Source organism: Amycolatopsis sp. CA-128772, from assembly GCF_002904295.1.
Lineage (GTDB): Bacteria > Actinomycetota > Actinomycetes > Mycobacteriales > Pseudonocardiaceae > Amycolatopsis.
Map to the genome: position 1 here is coordinate 83,112 of NZ_PPHG01000066.1, position 22,338 is coordinate 105,449.

At 71.5% G+C, this 22,338-nt stretch carries 14 protein-coding genes and 1 pseudogene; 11 read left to right on the forward strand and 4 right to left on the reverse strand.

All coding sequences use genetic code 11. The features are described 5' to 3' along the window. Positions 1-37 precede the first annotated feature (37 nt). From C2L59_RS22505 to lgt, 4 genes are all read left to right on the forward strand, one after another. Complete coding sequence (locus C2L59_RS22505; protein WP_233223635.1) at positions 38-1,465, forward strand: APC family permease; 1,428 nt, start codon at positions 38-40, stop codon at positions 1,463-1,465. Next, positions 1,462-2,586, forward strand: coding sequence for an amidohydrolase family protein (locus C2L59_RS22510; RefSeq protein ID WP_103351490.1), 1,125 nt, complete (start codon positions 1,462-1,464; stop codon positions 2,584-2,586). The genes C2L59_RS22505 and C2L59_RS22510 overlap by 4 nt, the downstream gene beginning before the upstream one ends. Beyond that, positions 2,583-3,752 (forward strand): M20 family metallopeptidase, encoded by a 1,170-nt coding sequence (locus tag C2L59_RS22515; protein WP_103351491.1) that lies wholly within the window; start codon positions 2,583-2,585, stop codon positions 3,750-3,752. The genes C2L59_RS22510 and C2L59_RS22515 overlap by 4 nt, the downstream gene beginning before the upstream one ends. A gap of 123 nt (positions 3,753-3,875) precedes the next feature. After that, positions 3,876-4,940 carry a prolipoprotein diacylglyceryl transferase gene (gene lgt, locus C2L59_RS22520; RefSeq protein WP_199199199.1) on the forward strand — a complete coding sequence of 355 codons (1,065 nt, stop codon included), beginning with the start codon at positions 3,876-3,878 and terminating at the stop codon, positions 4,938-4,940. 171 nt (positions 4,941-5,111) lie between these two features. Here the strand turns inward: lgt and C2L59_RS22525 are convergent, their stop codons facing one another. Further along, positions 5,112-5,900 carry an SDR family oxidoreductase gene (locus C2L59_RS22525; protein WP_103351493.1) on the reverse strand — a complete coding sequence of 263 codons (789 nt, stop codon included), beginning with the start codon at positions 5,898-5,900 and terminating at the stop codon, positions 5,112-5,114. A gap of 300 nt (positions 5,901-6,200) precedes the next feature. On the opposite strand from C2L59_RS22525, the gene gltB reads away from it, so the two are divergent. Continuing rightward, positions 6,201-10,754: a glutamate synthase large subunit gene (gene gltB / locus C2L59_RS22530; protein ID WP_103351494.1), complete on the forward strand. Its 4,554-nt coding sequence runs from the start codon at positions 6,201-6,203 to the stop codon at positions 10,752-10,754. Further along, entirely contained in the window at positions 10,747-12,255 is a 1,509-nt protein-coding gene (locus tag C2L59_RS22535) for a glutamate synthase subunit beta (protein ID WP_103351495.1), read from the forward strand. The genes gltB and C2L59_RS22535 overlap by 8 nt, the downstream gene beginning before the upstream one ends. Positions 12,256-12,349: 94 nt before the next feature. Here C2L59_RS22535 and C2L59_RS49130 read toward each other — a convergent pair. Then, a pseudogene (locus tag C2L59_RS49130) lies at positions 12,350-12,523 on the reverse strand (transposase); the annotation flags it as partial. Here C2L59_RS49130 and C2L59_RS49880 point away from each other — a divergent pair. The 4 genes from C2L59_RS49880 to C2L59_RS22555 all read left to right on the forward strand — a co-directional run bounded on the left by C2L59_RS49880 (position 12,486) and on the right by C2L59_RS22555 (position 18,887). Next, entirely contained in the window at positions 12,486-12,614 is a 129-nt protein-coding gene (locus tag C2L59_RS49880) for a hypothetical protein (RefSeq protein ID WP_255410279.1), read from the forward strand. The pseudogene C2L59_RS49130 and the gene C2L59_RS49880 overlap by 38 nt on opposite strands. Positions 12,615-13,167: 553 nt before the next feature. Next, positions 13,168-16,431 carry a hypothetical protein gene (locus tag C2L59_RS22545; protein WP_103351496.1) on the forward strand — a complete coding sequence of 1,088 codons (3,264 nt, stop codon included), beginning with the start codon at positions 13,168-13,170 and terminating at the stop codon, positions 16,429-16,431. A 113-nt stretch (positions 16,432-16,544) separates the two neighbouring features. Beyond that, positions 16,545-17,432 carry a serine protease gene (locus C2L59_RS22550; RefSeq protein ID WP_103351497.1) on the forward strand — a complete coding sequence of 296 codons (888 nt, stop codon included), beginning with the start codon at positions 16,545-16,547 and terminating at the stop codon, positions 17,430-17,432. An 81-nt stretch (positions 17,433-17,513) separates the two neighbouring features. After that, a complete protein-coding gene (locus C2L59_RS22555; protein ID WP_103351498.1) occupies positions 17,514-18,887 on the forward strand; it encodes an alpha/beta hydrolase in 1,374 nt (457 codons plus the stop codon). Positions 18,888-18,893: 6 nt separating this feature from the next. Here C2L59_RS22555 and C2L59_RS22560 read toward each other — a convergent pair whose 3' ends face one another. Continuing rightward, a complete protein-coding gene (locus C2L59_RS22560) occupies positions 18,894-19,490 on the reverse strand; it encodes a phosphatase PAP2 family protein (protein WP_103351499.1) in 597 nt (198 codons plus the stop codon). A 24-nt stretch (positions 19,491-19,514) separates the two neighbouring features. Between C2L59_RS22560 and C2L59_RS22565 the strand changes: the two genes are divergently transcribed. Next, positions 19,515-20,906 carry a class II 3-deoxy-7-phosphoheptulonate synthase gene (locus C2L59_RS22565; protein ID WP_199199200.1) on the forward strand — a complete coding sequence of 464 codons (1,392 nt, stop codon included), beginning with the start codon at positions 19,515-19,517 and terminating at the stop codon, positions 20,904-20,906. A 4-nt stretch (positions 20,907-20,910) separates the two neighbouring features. On the opposite strand, the gene C2L59_RS22570 is transcribed toward C2L59_RS22565, so the two are convergent. After that, the gene (locus C2L59_RS22570; RefSeq protein WP_233223642.1) at positions 20,911-22,161 is read right to left on the reverse strand and encodes a wax ester/triacylglycerol synthase family O-acyltransferase; all 1,251 of its coding nucleotides are present in this window, start codon (positions 22,159-22,161) and stop codon (positions 20,911-20,913) included. Positions 22,162-22,338 lie beyond the last annotated feature (177 nt).

The following is a 22,338-nucleotide window of genomic DNA, read 5'->3' on the forward strand; positions in this document are numbered from 1 at the left end:
CTTGAGTGCTTCTCGCTCGAGAACCGAGGTGAAGATCGTGTCAGACACCGTCGAAACCCGTCCAGGTCTGCGCCGCTCCCTCTCCGTCTGGCAGGCCGTCGGCCTGTCCGTGGCGTTGATGGCCCCGAGCATGGCCGCCAACATCAACCCCCAGCAGACCGCCGCGGCCGCCGGCCGGGCCGTCCCGCTCGCCTTCCTGCTCTCGGCGGTCGGCGTCCTGCTGGTCGCCTACGGCTTCGTGAAGCTCTGCCGGCACTACCAGCACGCCGGCTCGGTGTACGCCTTCGTCGGCGCCACCCTCGGCCCGCGCGCGGGTGTCGTCTCCGGCATCGGTCTCCTCGGGACGTACACGTTCTACGCCGTCGTCACGAGCTCGGCCGCGGGCACGCTGGGCACGGCTTTCCTGATGCAGGCGGGCATCTGGCCGGATCCGCCGTCCTGGGGGCCGTTCGTGCTGACAGCCGTCGCCTTGATCGGTGCCTGGCTGCTCGCCGTGCTGCCCGCCCGCCGCGGCACGAGCACCCTGCTCGCCGTCGAAGGGGCGACGATCGCGGTGATCCTGCTGGTCACCGTGGTCATCCTGGTCCGGCTCGTCGCCGGGAACGCCCCGGGCGGCGCCCGGTTCACGATGGCCGTCTTCGTCCCCGAAACCGGGCTGTCAGGCGTGTTCCTCGGCGCGGTGTTCGGGTTCCTGTCCTTCGCGGGGTTCGAAGCCGCGGCGACGCTCGGCGAGGAAACCCACGACCCGGAGCGCAACATCCCCCGCGCGATCCTCGGCACGGCGCTCTTCGGCGGCCTCTACTTCGTGGTCGTGACGGCCGTGGAGATGATGGCCTTCGGCAGCGACGCGGGCGCGTTCCACGACTCGCCGTCCCTGCTCGGCGACCTCGGCAGCCGGTACGCGGGCGCATGGGTCGGCGACGTGATCAGCGCCGGCGCGGCGATCAGCGCGTTCGGCTGCTGCCTCGCCTGCGTCGTCGGCGGCTCGCGGCTGCTCTACGCCCTGGGCCGCGACGCGGGCGGCGGCCTCGGCCGGACGTCCGCGCGCGGAACGCCGGTAGCCGCGGTGACGGCCGTGACCCTCGCCGCGGCGCTGATCATCGTGGTGTGCGCGGTCTTCTTCGGCGCGACGGCGTCGGACACCTTCGCCTGGTCCGGCTCGATCGGGACGCTCATCCTGCTGGTCATCTACCTGCTCACGACGGTCGGCGCGATCCTGCTGCTGTTCGTGAAGCGCCGGATGCGCGTGCCGGCCTGGCACCTGGTCTTCCCGGTCGGCGCGCTCGCCGTGCTCGGGTACACCGTGTACGTCAACGTGGTGCCGTACCCGGCCGAAGGGCCGGCGCGCTGGTTCCCGGTGGTCGCCGCGGCGGTGCTGGTGCTCGCGGTGCTCGCCGTCCTGTCCGCGCCCGGCTTCGCTCGTAGGGTGGGGGAGAGGCTGGCGACCCGGGACGGAGGCACATGACTGCGTTGCTGCCGTTCGTCGCGGATCTGCCGCTGGTGGACCACCACTGCCACGGCGTTGTCATCCGCGACGTTCCGCGCGGGGACTTCGAGGCGATGCTGACCGAGGCCGATGCGCCGTCGCCGCTCGGCACGAGCCTGTTCGACTCGCTCGTCGGGCTGGCCGTGCGCGAACGCTGCGCGCCCGTGCTCGACCTGCCGAAGCACGCCCCGGCCGAGGTCTACCTGCGGCGCCGCGCCGAACTGGGCGCGGCCGAGGTGACCCGGCGGTTCCTGCGGGCCACCGGCACGACCGACTTCCTGCTGGACGGCGGGTTCCTGCCGGACACCCTGACCACGACCGCGGAGTTCGCCGGGCTGGCGGGCACGCGCGCGCACGACGTCGTCCGGCTGGAGCAGGTCGCGGAGGCGGTGATCGGCGGGACCACCGCGGCCGGGTTCGCCGCCGCCTTCGCCGGCGAACTGGGGAAACGCGCGGCCGGCGCGGTCGGGCTCAAGTCGATCGCGGCCTACCGCGTCGGCCTGGAGCTGGCGGGTTCGCCGCCGACGCCGTCGGAGGTCGAAGCCGCCGCCGGACGCTGGCTCGCCGCGGGCGGCGGGCGGCTGGCCGACGAGGTGCTGCACCGGCACCTCGTCTTCACCGGCCTCGACCTGGGCCTGCCGGTGCAGTTCCACGTCGGCTACGGCGACGCCGACGTCGACCTGCACCGCTGCGACCCGCTGCTGCTCACCGGGCTGCTGCGGGCGACGCGCGGCCGCGGCGTGCCGATCCTGCTGCTGCACAACTACCCGTTCCACCGCCACGCCGGGTATCTGGCGCAGGTCTTCGAGCACGTGTTCGTCGACGCCGGGCTCATCACGCACAACGCGGGCCTCCGGGCGCCGGCCGTGCTGGCCGAGCTCCTGGAGCTCGCGCCGTTCGGGAAGGTGCTCTTCTCCACCGACGCCTTCGGCCTGGCCGAGCTGTACCACCTGGGCACGGCCCTGTTCCGGCAGGGGTTGTCGGACTTCGTGCGTGCCGCGCTCGCCGCGAACGCCATGTCCGAAAAGGACGCCGTCCGGCTGTGTGCTTTGGTGGGGCACGAGAACGCGAAGAGGATCTACCGCTTGGAGCACGTGTGAGTGATCTGTGGACCCGGTGGACGCAGGCGATCGCCGACGAACTGCCCACCGCCGTCGAGCTCCGGCACGCCGTGCACGCCGACCCCCGCGGGTCCGGCGACGAGGAGGACACCGCCCGCCTGGTGGCCGGCGCGCTCGGCGCGGGCGACGGGACCCGCGTCGCCAAGACCGGCCGGGCCATCCCGCTGCCCGGCGGGTCCGGCCCGGCCGTGGCGCTGCGGGCCGAGCTCGACGCCCTGCCGGTGCTGGAGGGCACCGGCGTGCCGTGGGCGTCCGGGAACGACCTGATGCACGCCTGCGGCCACGACGTCCACCTCGCCGCGCTGGTCGCCGTCGGCCGGGCCGCGCAGCGCGTCGGCGTGCCGCGGCCGATCCTGGCGCTGCTGCAGCCGCGGGAGGAGACGTCCCCGCCCGGTGCGCTCGACGTCGTCGAATCCGGGGTGCTGACCGAGCACGGCGTGGACACGGTGATCGGCGCGCACGTCCAGCCGCGGATCGCGCACGGCGTCGTCTCGGCGGCGCCGGGGCCGGTGAACGCCTCCACCGACGAGTTCGAGGTCACCATGCACGGCCAGGGCGGCCACGCCGGCTACCCGCACCTGCTGCGCGACCCGATCCTGGCGCTGTCCCAGCTGGTGGTGAGCCTGCAGCAGCTCGCGTCCCGCCGGATCGACCCGGTGTTCGGCGCGGTCTGCTCGATCGGGCGCATCCAGGGCGGCGCGGCGGCCAACGTCGTCCCGAACAGCGCGAGCGCGTTCGGCTCGCTGCGCCTGATGCGCACGAAGGACCGTGAGCGCGCCTTGGAGACCCTGGCCGACATCGTGCACGGCACCGCGCGGGCGCACGGCTGCACGGCCGAGCTGGAGATCAGCCCGTGCGAGCCGGTCCTGGACAACGACGCAGCGCTGGCGGGGGGTGCCCAGCGGTGGCTGGCGCACGCCGGCTTCACCGTCGACGACCAGTTCCGCTCGTTCGGCGCCGACGACTTCGCCCACTACTGCGGCGGCGCCACCCGCGGCCTGATGCTGTTCGTCGGCCTCGGCGACACGGCGGGCGTGCCGAGCCTGCACGACGAACGCTTCCTGCCGCGTGACCAAGCCGTCACCCAGGTCGCGCACGCGCTGGTGGCGGGCTACCTGGCCGCCTTGGATGCTCCGGTGCCTTAGCAACCCGGCCGGAAAGCAGGCCGCCCCCCTCCGACCGGCACGTGACCATTACCGAAAAGTCAGCGGCCGTAACTGCGGCCGGGTTGGTGACAAAAGGCGCGCTAGCGCTACGGTGGCCGCGTGATGAGCGCCTTCCTCGCGACGATCCCCAGCCCCGACCGCGGCGTCTGGCACCTGGGACCGATCCCGCTCCGCGCGTACGCCCTGTGCATCATCGCCGGCATCATCGTGGCGATCTGGTGGGGCGAGCGGCGCTGGATCGCCCGCGGCGGCACCAAGGGCACGGTGATCGACATCGCGGTGTTCGCGGTGCCGTTCGGCCTGGTCGGCGGCCGGTTGTACCACGTGATCACCGACCCGGAGCTGTACTTCACCGAGGGCCGCAACCCGTGGAACGCGTTCGCGATCTGGGACGGCGGCCTCGGCATCTGGGGCGCGATCGCCCTGGGCGCGGTGGGCGCGCTCATCGCCTGCCGTCGCAAGGGCATCCCGCTGCCGGCGATGGCGGACGCGGTCGCCCCGGGCATCGTCGTCGCGCAGGCGATCGGGCGCATCGGCAACTACTTCAACCAGGAGCTCTACGGCGCGCACACGGACCTGCCGTGGGGACTCGAGGTCTACCAGCGCTTCAACCCGGAGGACCCGGACAACCTCCTGAACGGCGTCGCGACGGGGCACATCCCGCTGCCGGAGAGCCCGGTCCACCCGACGTTCCTGTACGAGCTGCTCTGGAACCTGCTGGTGGCGCTGCTGGTGGTGTGGGCGGACCGCCGGTTCAAGCTCGGGCACGGCCGGGCGTTCGCGCTGTACGTGGCGGGCTACACGGTGGGCCGCGGCTGGATCGAGATGATGCGCACGGACACGGCGAACCACATCCTCGGCCTCCGGGTCAACGTGTGGACGTCGATCCTGCTGTTCGTCGCGGCGGCGGCGTACTTCGTGATCGCCGGCCGGCGGGGGCCGCGGGAGGCGCCGGAGACGCTGGTGAGCAAGGACGCGGTCGGGCCGGACGAGGTCCCGGTGGCCTCGGACACCGCTTCCGACACCGTTTCCGACACCGCCGACGAGCCTGCGACGGTGGCCGCCGACGAGTCCGAGAAGGTGGCGGCCGAGGCTCCGGCTTCCGCGGCGAAGCCGGCTTCCACGGAGGCGCCGGCCGAGGAGCCGAAGAAGACCGACGAGAGCTGAGCGCTTCCCGAAGGCCGCCGCCGGGAGCTCCGGGTGGCGGCCTTCGTCGTGTGCAGGCGCCGGTGGCTTGGGGCGGGTGCGGGCGCCGGTGGTGGCTTCCAGCGGAAGCTGGCTTGGGGCGCCGCCCCCGGTTTCCACGCTACCGGGTGGCACCGACAGTTCCGGGCCGGCTCAGTCCAGGTCCGGCAGGCCCAGCTCCAGGTTCGGCGTCTGCAACCCGCCGTCGACCTCGATGATCTTGCCCGTGATGTACCCGCCCGCGCGGGACGCCAGGAAGACCACCGTCGCCGCGATGTCCTCCGCTTCGCCGATCTTGCCCAGCGGGGTTGCGGCCTCCATCTTGGCGCGTAGCTCCGGGTTGCCCACCACGATCTCCAGGGCCGACGTCGCCACCGATCCCACCGAGATCGCGTTCACCCGCACCCGCGGGGCCAGGTCCGCCGCCGCCAGGCGCGTGTAGTGCGCCAGGGCCGCCTTCGCCGTCCCGTACGCCGCGAAGCCGCGGCCTGACACCCGGCCCATCACCGACGAGATGTTGACGACCGAGCCGCCCGTCTTCACCAGGGAGGGCGCCGCCGCCACCGTCAGGGCGTGGGCCGTGGCCACGTTGAAGCGGAACGCTTCCTCCATGAACTCGACCGTCGACTCGAGCAACGGCCGCGGGTACGTGCCGCCGACGTTGTTGACCACCAGGTCGAGGCGCCCGAACTCCGCGACCGCCGTCGAAGCCAGGTCCGCCGCGGCGTCCGGTGAGGACAGGTCCACCGGCACCGGGACCGCGCGCCGGCCGGTCGCGGAAACCACCGCGGCGACCTCGTCGAGCTGGGCCGCGGTGCGGGAGGCGATCACCACGTCGGCGCCCGCTTCGGCGAGGGCCACGGCCGTGGCCGCGCCGATTCCGCGCCCTGCTCCGGTGACCACCGCCACCTGGCCGGTGAGCTTGAACCGATCGAGGATCATGCGGCGAAATGTAACACGTTCTAGTGACCGCCAACACACCGCGCCGATCACGTCACGTTGGCCTTGACCGGAGTTTCCGGGCCGTATACTTAGCCGAACGAACTGCCGGGAACCCATCAGGAACTACGTCGTTCCGCGCAGCCAGATCGTTACCGTCCGCCGTCGTCCGGGGCGCTCTGGAGTGCTGCTGCGGTGTTTCCCAGGTGTTAAAGTCGCGCTAACAAGCGGGCCATCGTCGTCCCGTGCGCTCCCGGCCGGTAGCCCGGCCCCGCACGACAAGACGACGAAGGAGGTCCCTTCATGATCTTCTCCGCCATTCCCGGCAAGCAGGGTCTCTACGATCCGGAGACCGAACAGGACTCCTGCGGGGTGGCCATGGTGGCCGACATCCGTGGGCGCCGCTCCCACGGCATCGTCACCGACGGCCTGGCCGCGCTGACCAACCTCGACCACCGCGGCGCCGCGGGCGCCGAGCCCACCAGCGGCGACGGCGCCGGCATCCTGCTGCAGCTGCCCGACACGCTGCTGCGCGCCGAAGCCGGCTTCGCCCTCCCCGAGCCCGACGAGCGGGGGCACCACACCTACGCCGCCGGCATCGCTTTCCTGCCCGAAGACGCCGAGCAGCGCCGCAAGGCCGTCGGGCTGGCCGAACGCATCGCCGTCGAAGAGGGCCTCGAGGTTCTCGGCTGGCGAGAGGTCCCGGTCGACGCCGGCCGCGCCGACATCGGCCCGACCGCCCGCTCGGTCATGCCGCACTTCGCGATGCTGTTCGTCACCGCCGACGGCAAGTCGGGGGTGGAGCTGGACCGGCTCGCGTTCTGCCTGCGCAAACGCGTCGAACACGAGAGCGTCACGGCCGGCTGCGGGACGTACTTCCCGTCCCTGTCCTCGCGGACGCTCGTCTACAAGGGCATGGTGACGCCGGAGCAGCTGCCCGCGTTCTTCGCCGACCTGCGCGACGAGCGGCTGGAAAGCGCCATCGCGCTGGTCCACTCGCGCTTCTCCACCAACACCTTCCCGTCGTGGCCGCTGGCCCACCCGTTCCGGTTCGTCGCCCACAACGGTGAAATCAACACCATCCGGGGCAACCGCAACCGCATGCGCGCCCGGGAGGCGCTGCTCGAGTCCGACGTGATCCCCGGCGACCTGAGCAGGCTGTTCCCGATCTGCTCGCCGGACGCTTCGGACTCGGCGTCCTTCGACGAGGTCCTGGAGCTGCTGCACCTGGGCGGCCGGTCGCTGCCGCACGCGGTGCTGATGATGATCCCGGAGGCGTGGGAGAACCACGCCACCATGAAGCCCGAGCGCCGCGCTTTCTACCAGTTCCACGCCAGCCTGATGGAGCCGTGGGACGGCCCGGCGTGCGTCACCTTCACCGACGGCAGCCTGGTCGGCGCGGTCCTCGACCGCAACGGCCTGCGTCCGGCGCGCTGGTGGCGCACGGCCGACGACCGCGTGGTGCTGGCCAGTGAGGCCGGCGTCCTCGACGTGGCCCCGAAGGACGTCGTCGCCAAGGGACGGCTCAAGCCCGGCAAGATGTTCCTGGTCGACACCGAGGCCGGCCGGATCGTGGACGACGAAGAGGTCAAGTCCGCGCTGGCCGCCGAGCTGCCGTACGACTCGTGGCTGCACGCGGGCCTGCTCAAGATCGCCGAGCTGCCCGACCGCGACCACGTCGTGCAGAGCCACGACTCGGTGCTGCGCCGCCAGCTTTCCTTCGGCTACACCGAAGAAGAGCTCAAGATCCTGCTCGCGCCGATGGCCGAAAAGGGCGCCGAGCCGATCGGCTCGATGGGGTCGGACACCCCGCCCGCCGTGTTGTCGAAGCGGTCGAGGCTGCTCTACGACTACTTCAAGCAGAACTTCGCCCAGGTCACGAACCCGCCGCTGGACGCGATCCGCGAGGAGCTCGTCACCTGCATGGCGCGGATCATGGGCCCGGAGCGCAACCTCCTCGCCCCCGGCCCGGCGTCCTGCCGGCACCTGAAGCTGCCGTACCCGGTCATCGACAACGACGAGCTCGCCAAGCTCATCCACATCAACGACGACGGCGACCTCCCCGGCTTCGCCTGCAGCGTCCTTTCCGGACTGTACGAAGTGGACGGCGGCGCGGAAGCGCTGGCCGGTGCCATCGAGCGCGTCCGGCGTGAGGCGTCCGAGGCGATCGCGGCCGGCGCGCGCACGCTCGTGCTGTCCGACCGCGACTCCGACCACCGGATGGCGCCGATCCCGTCGCTGCTGCTGGTCGCCGCGGTGCACCACCACCTGGTCCGCACCAAGGAACGCCTGCGCGTCGCGCTGGTCGTCGAGTCCGGCGACGCGCGCGAGGTGCACCACATCGCGCTGCTGCTCGGCTACGGCGCCGCGGCGGTCAACCCGTACCTGGCCTTCGAGACCATCGAAGACATGATCGGGCAGGGCGCGGTCACCGGCATCGAGGCCGGCAAGGCGATCCGCAACTACGTGCAGGCGCTGGTCAAGGGCGTCCTGAAGATCATGTCCAAGATGGGCATCTCGACGGTCGGCGCGTACACCGCCGCCCAGGTCTTCGAATCCCTCGGCCTGAGCCAGGACCTGCTCGACGAGTACTTCACCGGGACGTCGTCGAAGCTCGGCGGGATCGGGCTGGAGGTGCTCGCCGAAGAGGTCGCGACGCGCCACCGCCGCGCGTACCCGGACAACCCGACCGACCGGGTCCACCGAGGACTCGAGACGGGCGGCGAGTACGCCTACCGCCGCGAGGGCGAGCTGCACCTGTTCACGCCGGAGACGGTGTTCCTGCTGCAGCACGCGTCCAAGACCGGCCGCGACGAGGTGTACCGCTCCTACACCGACGAGGTGCACCGCCTCTACCGCGAGGGCGGCACGCTGCGCGGGCTGTTCTCGTTCAAGGACGGCGTTCGCGAGCCGATCCCGCTCGACGAGGTCGAGCCGGCCGAGGCGATCTTCAAGCGCTTCAACACCGGCGCGATGTCGTACGGCTCGATTTCGGCCGAGGCGCACGAAACCCTGGCCATCGCGATGAACCGGATCGGCGGCCGCTCCAACACCGGTGAGGGCGGCGAAGACCCCGAGCGGCTCTACGACCCCGAGCGCCGCAGCGCGATCAAGCAGGTCGCGTCGGGCCGCTTCGGCGTCACCAGCGAATACCTGGTGAACGCCGACGACATCCAGATCAAGATGGCGCAGGGCGCGAAGCCCGGCGAGGGCGGCCAGCTGCCGCCGAACAAGGTGTACCCGTGGATCGCGCGGACCCGGCACTCGACGCCGGGCGTGGGGTTGATCTCCCCGCCGCCGCACCACGACATCTACTCCATCGAGGACCTGGCGCAGCTGATCCACGACCTCAAGAACGCCAACGAGCACGCCCGCATCCACGTGAAGCTGGTGTCCTCGCTCGGTGTCGGCACGGTCGCGGCCGGTGTGTCCAAGGCGCACGCGGACGTCGTGCTCATCTCGGGCCACGACGGCGGCACCGGCGCGTCCCCGATGAACTCGCTCAAGCACGCGGGCACGCCGTGGGAGATCGGCCTCGCTGAGACCCAGCAGACGTTGCTGCTCAACGGCTTGCGCGACCGGATCACCGTGCAGGTGGACGGCGCCATGAAGACCGGGCGCGACGTCGTCATCGCGGCGCTGCTCGGCGCCGAGGAGTACGGCTTCGCGACGGCCCCGCTCGTCGTCGCGGGCTGCATCATGATGCGCGTCTGCCACCTCGACACCTGCCCGGTCGGCGTCGCCACGCAGAGCCCCGAGCTGCGCAAGCGCTACACCGGCCAGGTCGAGCACGTGGTCAACTTCTTCAAGTTCGTCGCCGAAGAAGTCCGGGAAACCCTGGCGGCGCTCGGCTTCCGCACGCTCGACGAAGCCATCGGCCACGCCGAGCTGCTGAACACCGACGAGGCCGTCGACCACTGGAAGGCGTTCGGGTTGGACCTGACGCCGATCTTCGAAATGCCTTCGGAGACCCCGTACGGGGGCGCGAAGCGGCGCACGCGCGGTCAGGACCACGGCCTCGAGCACGCCCTGGACCGCACGCTGATCCAGCTCGCCGAGGCGGCCCTGGAAGACGCGCACCACGTGAACATCGAGCTGCCGGTGCGCAACGTCAACCGGACCGTCGGCACCCTGCTCGGCTCGGAGATCACCCGCCGCTACGGCGGCGACGGCCTGCCCGAGGGCACGATCAACGTCACGCTCACCGGTTCGGCCGGCCAGTCGCTCGGCGCGTTCCTGCCGCGCGGCATCACCCTCGACATGGTCGGCGACGCGAACGACTACGTCGGCAAGGGCCTGTCGGGCGGCCGGATCGTCGTCCGCCCCGACCCGGACGCGGCCTTCGCCGCCGAGGCGCAGACGATCGCGGGCAACACGATCGCCTACGGCGCCACCGGTGGCGAGATCTTCCTGCGCGGCCAGGTCGGCGAACGCTTCTGCGTCCGCAACTCCGGCGCCACGGTCGTCGCCGAGGGCGTCGGCGACCACGCCTTCGAGTACATGACCGGCGGCCGCGCGGTGGTGCTCGGCCCGACCGGGCGCAACCTGGCGGCCGGCATGTCCGGCGGCATCGCCTTCGTCCTCGACGTCGACGCGCAGAAGGTCAACCAGGACATGGTGGACCTGCTGCGCCCGACGGCCGACGACCTGGCGTGGCTCAAGAAAACCGTGCAACAGCACTACGATCTCACCCGCTCCGCGGTGGCGGCCTCGCTCCTCGGCGACTGGCCGCGCCGGTCGGTGGCGTTCACCAAGGTGATGCCGCGCGACTACCAGCGGGTCCTGGACGCGGCGAAGGCAGCGCGTGCTGCCGGCCGCGACGTCGACGAGGCGATCATGGAGGCCGCTCGTGGCTGACCCGACCGGCTTTCTCAAGTACGAGCGCGAAGAGCCCAAGAAGAAGTCCAAAGAGGAGCGTCTCGAAAGCTGGGGCGAGGTCTACGCGGACGTCGCCCCGGCCGAGCGCAACGAAAGCGTGCGCAAGCAGGCGTCGCGGTGCATGGACTGCGGCATCCCGTTCTGCCACTCCGGCGGTTCCGGCTGCCCGCTGGGCAACCTGATCCCGGAGTGGAACGACCTGGTCCGCCGCGGCGACTGGGCGGCGGCGAGCGACCGGCTGCACGCGACCAACAACTTCCCCGAGTTCACCGGGAAGCTGTGCCCGGCACCGTGCGAGGCGGGCTGCGTGCTGTCGATCTCGCCGGCCTCGGGCGGGCCGGTGTCGATCAAGCGCGTCGAGCAGACGATCGCCGACCAGTCCTGGGAAGCGGGCTACGTCCAGCCGCAGGTGTCCGAAGTGTCCAGTGGCCGCCGGGTGGCGGTCGTCGGTTCCGGGCCGGCCGGGCTCGCGGCGGCCCAGCAGCTGACCCGCGCCGGCCACGAGGTCACGGTGTACGAGCGCGACGACCGCCTCGGCGGCCTGCTGCGCTACGGCATCCCCGAGTTCAAGATGGAGAAGAAGGTCCTCGACCGCCGCCTGGCGCAGCTGCGCAAGGAGGGCACCCGGTTCGTGACGGGCTGCGAGGTCGGCGTCGACCTGTCGGTGGCGGACCTGCGCGCGCAGTACGACGCGGTGGTCCTGGCGGTGGGCGCGTTGCGCGGGCGCGACGACACGACGACCCCGGGCCGCGAGCTGGCGGGCATCCACCTGGCGATGGAGCACCTGGTCCCGGCCAACAAGTACGTCGAGGGCGACGGCCCCCCAGCGATCGACGCCCGCGGCAAGCACGTGCTGATCATCGGCGGCGGCGACACGGGCGCGGACTCCTACGGAACGGCCACCCGCCAGGGCGCGCTGTCGGTGACCCAGCTCGACCAGTACCCGATGCCCCCGGCGACCCGGGACGACTCGCGGTCGCCGTGGCCCACGTGGCCGTACATCCTGCGCACGTACGCGGCGCACGAGGAGGCGGGCGAGCGCAAGTTCGCGGTGGCGGTGAAGCGGTTCGTCGGTTCCGCCGAAGGCCACGTGACGGCGGTGGAGCTGCAGCAGGTCCGCGTCCAGAAGGACCCGGCAACGGGCCGCCGCGAGGTCATCCCGGTGAACGACGAAATCGAGACGCGGCCGGCGGACCTGGTCCTCCTGGCCATCGGCTTCGAGGGCGTCGAAGAGATGCCCCTGCTGGACGGGCTGGGCCTGTCGCTGACCCGCCGCGGAACCCTGTCGTGCGGCGCGGACTGGCAGACGGAGACCCCGGGCGTGTTCGTCTGCGGAGACGCGCACCGCGGAGCATCCCTGGTGGTGTGGGCGATCGCGGAGGGCCGATCGGTGGCCAACGCGGTGGACACGTACCTGACGGGAGCCTCGGACCTGCCGGCACCGGTCCACCCGACGGCATTGCCGCTCGCGGTCGTCTGATCCGTTCGTCTCGGAGGCCCCCTTGCCGCTGGGCGGATTCCCGGGGTCGTCGCAACACAAGTGATCGACTGGCTTCGGTCAGGAGCATAGCGAGGCGCTCGGCTGGGGTATCCCAGCCGGGCGTTTTGCGTGGTCGTCTGTTGAGCTGCTGCGCCACGCGTTCGAGGTCTTCGGCTGTGTGGATGCTGAGGTCGGTGCCCTGGGAGAATTACTGACGCAGCAGGCCGTTGGTGTTTTCGTTGCTGCCTCGCTGCCAGGGGCCGGGTGGCCGGTGGACCAGCATGGTGCAGCGCGTGGTCCGCTCGACGAGGGTGGCGATCGCCGAGCCGGTGCCGGCGCTGATCCGGCTGTTCCGGTGACCACAGTTCGCGCAGCCCGTCGGCCACGAACTGGCGCAGCGGGCCCGCGACCATGAGCTTGCGTGTCTTCGGCCGCGGCCGCCGGGCGGCTGAGGCCCGCTGGGCGGCGTAGGGCGGGTAGGCGCCGTGGGTTGAGTTCGCGCGGATCTCGCGGGAGATGGTGCTGGCCGAGCGGCCCAGTGCCGGCGCCACTGCCCGCATGGAGTGTCCCCGTACTCAGCGCGCCGGGGGGTGCCTGCGCATCCCCTCAGGCCGTTCCCAGCCCGCTGCGCGGGCCCAGGCGAAGGCCGTGTTGCGGTTGGCCCCGACTTCCCGGGCCGCCTCGGTCACCCTCCCCGACGCATCGAGCCGTACCAGGAACCCCTTCTCAAGCTCAACAGCAATCCGGCGCCCCACGGTCCTCGCAACTCCCACAAGCCGTAGGTGTTGCGAGGACCGCTAGAACCCAAGCTGGTGAGGGGGCCTTCGGCGGATCCGGGCGGTAAAGTAGTAACGATGGTCGTTCTCGCAACGACGCTGGAGGGGCCAGCGGACGGTGACGGGGGGATCGCCGATGACCCAGCCCGAGCAGAGCGAGCCGGAAAGCGTGGTCAATTCGGTTTCGTTCGACGAGAACATGACCGGAAGCATCTTCCAGGCCGGCCAGATCGTCGGCAACGTCTACCACGGGCCATCCGGCATCGCCCGATCCTGGTACCTGGAGACGGTTCGTGAAGTGGCGCCGAGCAGCCTCGCGAACCGGGCGACCGAACTGGCCGAGCTGGCGAAGTTCTGCACCGCACCCGATCCGTCGCCGCAGTACGTGTGGTGGAGAGCCGAAGCCTGGTCCGGCAAGACGGCCCTGATTTCGTGGTTCGTCCTCAATCCACCCCGGAACGTCCGGCTGGTTCCTTTCTTCATCACGGCCCGGTATGCCGGCTCCGACACGCGCGACGACTTCCTCAACGTCGTCAATCCCCAGCTGGCGGCGATACTGGGGATCGATGCGCCGAAAGGGGACGGCCCGTCCGAATTCCGTGGTCTGCTGTCGGAAGCGGCGAAGCTGTGCACCGGCCGCGGCGAACGTCTGGTGCTGGTCGTCGACGGACTCGACGAGGACCGCGGGACCGGGCAGGCGGGCGGCGCGAGGAGCATCGCCGCCCTCTTGCCCCGCAGCCCGGTCAACGGCCTCCGGATCATCGTCACGGGCCGGCCGAATCCGGGGCTCCCGTCCGTGCTGCCGGACGACCACCCCCTCCACGACCGCGCGATCGTCCGCGAACTCGCAGCTTCCCCGGCGGCCGAGGCGGCGCGGCACGCGATGGAAGCCGACCTCGACCGGTTGCTCACTCCGACAGCTGCCCCCGGCCGGGACGTCCTGGGCCTCCTCGTCGCCGCGCGCGGCGGGCTGAGCCGGCAGGACCTCGTGGAACTGACGGGGGAGGAGGCACCGATCCAGAAGATCATGGACAGCGTCCAGGGCCGGGCGTTCAGCCGCCGTCGCGCCCATTGGCATCCCCGGTCCGCTCCCGAGGTCTACCTCCTGGGCCACGAAGGGCTGCAAGCCGAGGCGACACGCCGGCTGGGAGAACCGGCCATCCGGGCCTACCGCCGGCAGATCACGGAGTGGGCCGAAGGGTATTGGGAGCAGGGCTGGCCCGCACGGACTCCGCAGTTCCTCCTGCAGGGCTACCCGCGGCTGCTGCAGGAGGACGGGGACTTCGGCCGGATGGTCCGGTGCGTCACCGATCTGGCCCGGCAACGGCGTCTCGCGGAGGTCGCCGGCGGCGAAGCCGCTGTCCAAGCGGAAGTCGCGGGGGCGCATGCGGCTGTCTTCGCGTCGGCGAAGCCGGACGTCCTCGACATCGTCAGGTTGAAGATGCACCGCGACGACCTCAGTGATCGAAATGCCCGTACCCCGGCGAGGTTACCGGCCCTTTGGGCCCGGCTGGGCGACTTCGCCCGGGCGGAGGCGCTGACCCGGTCGATCTCCGAACCCTTCCGCCGGGCCGACGCCGTGAGTGCCCTCGTCGAGGTGCTCGTCGAACACCGGAAGATCGAGCGCGCGGACCGGTTGATCGCCGAAACCGTCGACGAAACGAAGAATCCGCACGTCCGGCGCCGGTTCGTGCAAGCCGTCGTCGCCGCCGGTGATCTCGCCGGGGCGCGGGCGCTCGCGAGCGCGGTCGCCGACGCCGACCAGCGCCGACGTGCGTTGCTGGTGGTCGCCGCCGCCGAGCCGGGAACGGAGCCGGACGAGCTGCTGGCCGCGGTCGGGACGATCGAGGGGGAGGAAACGGAAGCCGGGGCCCGGCACTTCGTCGCGTCATGGCTGATCCGGCGCGGAGAAATCGAGAGGGCGATGCGGCTGGCCGAAGATCTCTCCGCCCTTTACCGCGAGGACGTGGCCGAGCAGGCCGTCGAATTCCTGCTGCGGGCGGACGATTTCGAGTCGGCGAGGCGCCTGGCGGATTCGACCGGGAACGCCGCCGCGCGCTGGCCGGTTCTTCGTGCCGAGATCGAGTTGCTGGCCAGGCAGGACTTCGATCGTGCGTATGCGACGGTCCACGCCATCGACGACATCGGTTCCCGTGAGCGGCTGATGCGGGTGCTGACGTCCCTGGCGACCGAGCGGGGAGACTTCGACCTCGCGGAATCGCTCCTCGACACGATGATGTCGTTCGAGGGCAAGCTGGCCCTGTTCGAGGTGCTCGCGGAGATGGGCAAGCGGGGTCTGGGCGAACGAGCGGGCAACCTGCTGAAGGGTGCCGTGGCGAAGCCCGAACGGCGGTTCGACCAGGCGATACGGGCGGACGCCTACACGGCGCTGGCCGAAGGGATGCTGTCCTCCGGTGACACCGAAGGAGCGCGCGTGTTCGCCCATCACGCCGAGTCGGCGGCGCGGCACGTCGGTGACTCCTACGAAACCGGGGCGTTGTTCCGGCGGTTCGTGGAGTTCGCGGTCGCGGCCGGCGATGTGAAGACCGCCGAGCGGCTCGCGAGGATCATCGTCGAAGCCGGCATGAAGCGGCAGCACTTCGCGGGCATCGCCCGCTTCCTGGCCGAACGCGGCGACCCCCGGTTAGCGGAATCCCTCGCGTTCCGGGTGGAACGCGTCTCCGTGCTGATGGAGGTGCTTTCGCCCCTGCTGCGCCGCCTGCGGGCCGGTGGTGAAACCGGTGCGGTCCGCCGGATCGTCGCCCGGGTCGACGATCTCGTCGAGCACTTCGAAGGAACCCGGTTCGACTCGATCCGCTTGCCGGACGTCGCCGGGTTCTACTGTGCGGCCGGTCTGCCGCGGCGAGCCCTCGCCTGGGTGGCGGGATCCGAGGACAGCTTCGACCGGATGCGGGCGCTGTCGGGGGTGCTGAAGGAGTTCTGCGCGATCGGGGACGTCGAGTCGGCGATCGATGTGGTGCTCGACGAGGGCCGTGACGAGCCGTCCGGCTGGCGGCTCGCCGGGAGTCTCGCGGAGGCATTGGGCGAGGCGGGGCACCGCGACGGTATCCAGGTGCTCAAGCACCTCGGGGTCGACCCGCGGTCGACGGCACCGAGGGTTTTCCTCGAACACCTCGCCGAGCACGATGGTGAACGCGCTTTCGAACTGGCCAAGACATTGCTGGTCAATTACGAGCGGACCGCGGCGTTGGTGGCCATCGCGGGAAAGGCCGGCGAACCGATGCGGTCGCGGGTGCTCGCCGAAGTCATGCTGGACAACGACTGGTCAAAGGCACTGGCGGCGCTTTCGGCGGACGAGCGCCCCGGCTTGGCCGCGGTGATCGACCAGTTCATCGAACTGCAGGAAGCGCGCCTGGGGTTCCGCACTTCCGGGGAGTGACGCGCGCTCGTCCATTACGCCGGACGGCGGCTGTGCTCTGTGTACACGGCCAACTACTTTCGAGGGGTTGTGTCGCCTTTGCGACGATTCACTTCTGCGGAAGGTGGGGCGTCTTGAAGCACACGAAACTCCGGGCCGCGGTGGTCACCGCCGTCCTGTCCCTTGCGTTCGGCCTGGCCGGGGCCCCGGCCCAGGCCGCTGCGAAACCCTTCTGGACGCCCGATGCCATGCGGGCGGCCGTCCCCATGGACTCGCTCGTCGAAGCCCCGGCCGCAACGCCGAAAGACGTCGCCCGAGGGCAGAGCACGATCATCCAGAGCATCCCGAACGGCGGGGGCGCCTGGACCGGCGGCGGGAAGGTCACCCAGACCGTCGGACGGGTGTTCTTCCTCTTCAACGGCCAGAAAGCGTCGTGCTCCGGGGATGCCGTCACCAGCACCAACGGCAGCGTCGTCGTCACCGCCGGGCACTGCGTGAAGTACCAGGGCACCTGGCACACCCAGTGGGTCTTCGTGCCCGGCTACAACAACGGCAACGCGCCCTACGGGCAGTGGACCGCGAAGACCACCCTCACCACGCCGCAGTGGGAAGCCAGTGAAGACATGAACTACGACGTCGGCATGGCCGTCGTCAACCCGCTGAACTCCCAGCGGCTCACCGATGTCGTCGGGGCGCAGGGCATCGCCTTCAACCAGCCGAAGAACCAGAGCATGTACACCTTCGGCTACCCGGCCGCGGCGCCCTACGACGGTACCAAGCTGATCTACTGCAGCGGCACCACCTTCACCGACTTCCTGCTGACCAAGGACCACGGCATGAGCTGCACCATGACCGGTGGCTCCAGCGGCGGCCCGTGGTTCCTCTCCTTCAACGAGGGCACCGGCGCCGGCGTGCAGGCTTCGGTGAACAGCTTCGGCTACAACTTCCTGCCCGGCTACATGTTCGGGCCGTACTTCGGCACCGACGCGCAGAACCTCTACAACCGCGCGCAGGCCGGGTGACCCGCGTCAGCCCAGGGGCGGAGCGGGAGTTCCGGCCCCTGGGCTGACGTCCGCGCGGTGCGGCCGCAGGAGGCTCGGGGCATGCTCAAAACCCTGATCGCACTGACGTTCCTGCTGAGCGCACCACCGGCGGACGCGGCCCCGCGACTCCAGTGGACGACCCCCTGCCCGGACTACGGCCTGTCGCCGTCCCCGACGGCCGGCCTCCAGTGCGCCACCCTGCGCGTGCCGCTCGACTACGCGCACCCGGACCGCACCATCGAGCTCACCGTCTCCCGCCACGCCGCCGCCCCCGGCAAGAAGCGGGGCGTGCTGCTGATGAACCCCGGCGGACCCGGCAGTCCCGGGCTCGCGATGCCCGCCCAGCTCGTGCAGCGGGTGGGCGGCTCCGGCCTCCCGGACGCCTACGACGTCATCGGCTTCGACCCCCGCGGCACCGGCTACAGCACGCCGGTGACGTGCGACCTGACGCCGGACCAGCGTGGTGCGGTCCTCGGCCCGTACGCGAACGGGCCGAGGGACGTCGCCGCCACCGCGGCGAAAGCACGGGTCGTGGCGGAGCAGTGCGGTCGTGCGTCCACAAAGGACCTGCTGCCGCACATGACGACCGCGAACACCGCCCGTGACCTCGACCGGATCCGGGAAACACTGGGGGAGAAGAAGATCTCCTACTACGGCGTCTCCTACGGCAGCTACCTCGGCGCCGCCTACGCGTCGATGTTCCCCGGCCGCACCGACCGGATCGTGCTCGACAGCGTCCTCGGCCCGCGCGGCCTCGACGTCCGCGCCAACCAGCGCTTCGCCGAAGGGTTCGACGACCGCTTCCCGGACTTCGCCGCCTGGGCGGCCCAGCGCGACGACGTCTACCACCTCGGCCGGACGCCGGCGGCGGTGACGGCGAAGTTCTCCGAGCTCGCGGCGGTCCGCGGTCCGGAGTTCCGGGCGAACACCTGGAACGGGCTCTACGACGACGCCTTCTTCCCCGCGCTGGCCCGCGACTGGGCGGGCACCGCACGAGCCGCGGCCGGCCCGCTCGACGGCGACAACCACGCCGCGCTGCAGCTCCAGGTGATCTGCAACGACTCCGGCTGGCCGGAAAGCCTCGGCTTCTACCAGCGGGCGGTCGAGGAGCACCGGCGGCTGCACCCGATGTTCGGCCCCGCCGCGGCGAACGTGAACCCGTGCGCGTTCTGGCCGGTGGAGCGCGCCGAGCCCCCGGTGCGCATCGGCGGCCGGGGCCCGGCGAACATCCTGCTGGTCCAGAACCGGCGCGACCCGGCGACCCCGCTGTCCGGCGCACACGAGACACGGGCGGCGTTCGGCGCCCGCGCGAGGATGGTGACCGTCGACGCCGGCGGCCACGGGGTCCTCACCCGGGAAAACGCGTGCGGCAACGCCGTGGTGCTGGGCTATCTGCGTGACGGGGCCTTCCCCGCAGCGGACGGCTCCTGCTGACCCGGATCAGGTCAAGGTGGTGAGCAGAACCCAGTAGCCGCCCCCGCCGACGACGATTCCCATCAGCAGGCCGGCCAGTACCTCCGGGGTGGTGTGGTCCCGCAGCGCGACGCGCGACCACGCCACCCAGGCGGCCGGCACCGCCAGCAGCAGCCACCACGGGCCGTACGTCAGGGCCAGGACCACGACCGCGGACGCGGCGACCGCGGCGTGCAGCGAGATCTTGAACTTCGCGCCGAACGTGACCGCCACCGCGACCACCAGGCTCGCCAGCATCGACGCCGCGAGGGCGACCAGTGGCGCGGGTGCGCCGCCGGCGAGCAGCACGGCGAACCCGAGGCCCAGCGACACCCCGGCGACCAGCAGCGGGATCCGGCGTCCGGCCCGGTTCGTCACGTGGTGGCCGTCCCACTTGCCGCGCCTGGCCCCGCGGACGATCACCGCCATCGGGATCAGCGAACCGGTGACCGAGATCAGGAGTCCCCAGGCCAGGGCGGGGAGGAGCCGGTGGCCGGTGGCGGCCCAGGCGACGGCGAGGGGCAGCGTGAGGACCCACACCCAGGGGGCCAGGACCTCGGTGGCCAACCGGGCGAAGCGCAACACGCGGCAAACCTTATCCTGGTCTGCGTGAACTGGACTGTGGACGTCCCCGTCGACACACTGCCCGAGCTGCCGCCGCTGCCGCCCGAACTGCGGGCGCGGCTCGACAAGGCGCTGGCCCTCCCGGCCGCGCAGCAGCCGGAGTGGCCCGACCCCGAGGCGACCCGGCGGGTCCGCGGCGTGCTCGAGAGCGTGCCGCCGATCACCGTCCCGGCCGAGATCGACCGGCTGAAGGGCCGGCTGGCCATGGTCGCCCGCGGCGAGGCGTTCCTCCTGCAGGGCGGCGACTGCGCGGAGACGTTCGAGTCCAACACCGAGCCGCACATCCGCGCCAACCTGCGCACGCTGCTGCAGATGGCCGTCGTCCTCACCTACGGCGCCAGCCTGCCGGTGGTGAAGGTCGGCCGCATCGCCGGCCAGTACGCGAAGCCGCGCTCGGCCGGGACGGACGCGCTGGGCTTGCCGGTGTACCGCGGCGACATCATCAACTCCCTGGTCGCCAAGCCCGAGCTGCGCGTGCCCGACCCCGGCCGGATGATCCGCGCCTACGCGAACGCGGGCGCCGCGATGAACCTCGTCCGCGCCCTCACCGCCGCCGGCATGGCCGACCTGCACCAGGTGCACGACTGGAACAAGGACTTCGTGTCGGCGTCGCCCGCGGCGCAGCGCTTCGAATCCCTGGCCAACGAAATCGACCGTGGCCTGCGGTTCATGTCGGCGTGCGGCGTCACCGACACGTCCCTGCAGTCGACGGAGATCTTCGCCAGCCACGAAGCGCTGCTGCTCGACTACGAGCGTTCGATGCTGCGCCTGGACAACGCTGACGCGGCCAACCCGAAGCTGTACAACCTCTCGTCGCACTTCCTCTGGATCGGCGAGCGGACCCGCCAGCTGGACGGCGCGCACATCGCCTTCGCCGAGCTGCTGGCCAACCCGATCGGGTTGAAGATCGGCCCGACGACCACGCCGGAGCAGGCCCTGGAGTACGTCGAGCGGCTCGACCCGCGCAACGAGCCGGGCCGCCTGACGCTCATCGCGCGGATGGGCAACGGCAAGGTCCGCGAGGTGCTGCCGGCGATCGTGGAGAAGGTCGAGGCGTCCGGGCACAAGGTCATCTGGCAGTGCGACCCGATGCACGGCAACACCCACGAGTCGTCCACCGGCTACAAGACCCGCCACTTCGACCGGATCGTCGACGAGGTCCAGGGCTTCTTCGAGGTGCACAACAAGCTGGGCACCTACCCCGGCGGCATCCACGTCGAGCTGACCGGCGAGGACGTCACCGAGTGCCTGGGCGGCGCCCAGGAGATCTCGGACGTCGACCTGTCGGGCCGCTACGAGACCGCCTGCGACCCGCGGCTGAACACGCAGCAGTCGCTGGAACTGGCGTTCCTGGTCGCGGAGATGCTCCGCGGCTGACGGGTCAGGAGGCGTCGAGGAGGCGGGCCGCGGACTTCAGGACCGCGTCCCGCAGCGAACCGACGTCCGGCACCGCCTCGCCGTTGACCTGCAGCCCGACGTGGACCGCATCGCGGTAGGTCGCGACCGCGATGCCGACCGCGTGGCGTGGGGCCAGCGGCACGAACGGGTACACCTCCACCAGCCGGGCGCCGTCCAGGGACAGGCGGGCCGGCGGGATCGGGACCGTCGTGACGACCAGGTCGAACAGCATCGGCGCGGCCAGCCCGGCCGTGCGCGTGCCCAGGCGGTGCAGCAGCGGCGGGACGCGGCCGGCCAGCAGCGGCAGCGCGCCGGCGCCGCGGCTCGGGCCCGCCGCCTTGTTGCGGTTCATCGCCCGGCGGACCACCCGCAGCCGCTCGGCCGCGTCGTCCTCGCCGACCGGCAGGTCGCACAGGTAGCCCGACAGCTTGTTGCCGCCGAGCTGGCCGGCCGCCCGGCCGCGCACGCTCACCGGAATCAGCGCGCGCAACGTGCGGCCGTCGGCGCGCTGGCCGCGGTTGACCAGCCACTCGCGCAGCGCGCCGGACAGCACGGCCAGCACGACGTCGTTGGTCGTGCCGCCGTGCGCGCGGCGGACCCGGCGCAGCTCGGTCAGCGGCAGCCGCACGAACCCGAGGCGCCGCTGGGCGGAGGCCGGGGCCGACACCGGCGACAGCGGCGGGCGCGCGGCCCGCACCACCGACGACGCGATCCCGGCCGTCTCGTTCGCCTGGTCCCACACCGTGCCCAGCGCGTCCTTCACCGTGTCCAAAGGGGAACGCGGGGCCGGGATCGGGCGGGCCGGCGCGGTGCTCCGCTCCGGCAGCTTGACGCCGTCGAGCAGCCCGGCCGCGACCGCGTACGCGCCGGCGCCGTCGGTCAGCGCGTGGTGCAGTTTCAGCAGCAGCGCGAACTTCCCGTCCGGCAGCCCGGTGACCAGGGTCAGGTGCCACAGCGGCCGGGACGTGTCGAGCGGCTCGGCGATCCACTGCGAGGCGTATGCGGTCAAGGGGTCCGGGTCGTAGAGGGAGCTGAGTTCCACGTGGTCGACGTGGTCGGCCGCGGCGAACCGCGGGTCTTCGGTCCAGCGCGCCGAACCGGGCGGGAACAGTTCCGCGCGCGCCCGCTGGCGCAGCTTCGGCAGCCGCGCGGCCCGCTGGGCGAGCAGCGCCGTCAACGCGGCGGGGTCGACCGGGCCGCGGGCGGCGAAGGTGACCACCGCCCCCATGTGCATCGGAGAGGTTTCGCTTTCCAGGCACAGGAAAGCGACGTCGAGTGCGCTGAGCGGCGAGCCTGCCATGGGCGACCTTTCCGGGTTCGCGAGGGGCGCACGGCCTCGTGCGTCGGAAGGGGAGGACCTCACTGCACCAGCCCGACATGACGGCCGGGTGGTCGAAGTGTTTCCACCACG

Coding starts and splice junctions, on each gene's coding strand:
- C2L59_RS22510 (WP_103351490.1), top strand. CDS start 1,462: ATGACTGCGTTGCTGCCGTTCGTCGCGGATCTGCCGCTGGTGGACCAC.
- lgt (WP_199199199.1), top strand. CDS start 3,876: ATGAGCGCCTTCCTCGCGACGATCCCCAGCCCCGACCGCGGCGTCTGG.
- C2L59_RS22525 (WP_103351493.1), bottom strand. CDS start 5,900: ATGATCCTCGATCGGTTCAAGCTCACCGGCCAGGTGGCGGTGGTCACC.
- gltB (WP_103351494.1), top strand. CDS start 6,201: ATGATCTTCTCCGCCATTCCCGGCAAGCAGGGTCTCTACGATCCGGAG.
- C2L59_RS22545 (WP_103351496.1), top strand. CDS start 13,168: ATGACCCAGCCCGAGCAGAGCGAGCCGGAAAGCGTGGTCAATTCGGTT.
- C2L59_RS22555 (WP_103351498.1), top strand. CDS start 17,514: ATGCTCAAAACCCTGATCGCACTGACGTTCCTGCTGAGCGCACCACCG.
- C2L59_RS22570 (WP_233223642.1), bottom strand. CDS start 22,161: ATGCACATGGGGGCGGTGGTCACCTTCGCCGCCCGCGGCCCGGTCGAC.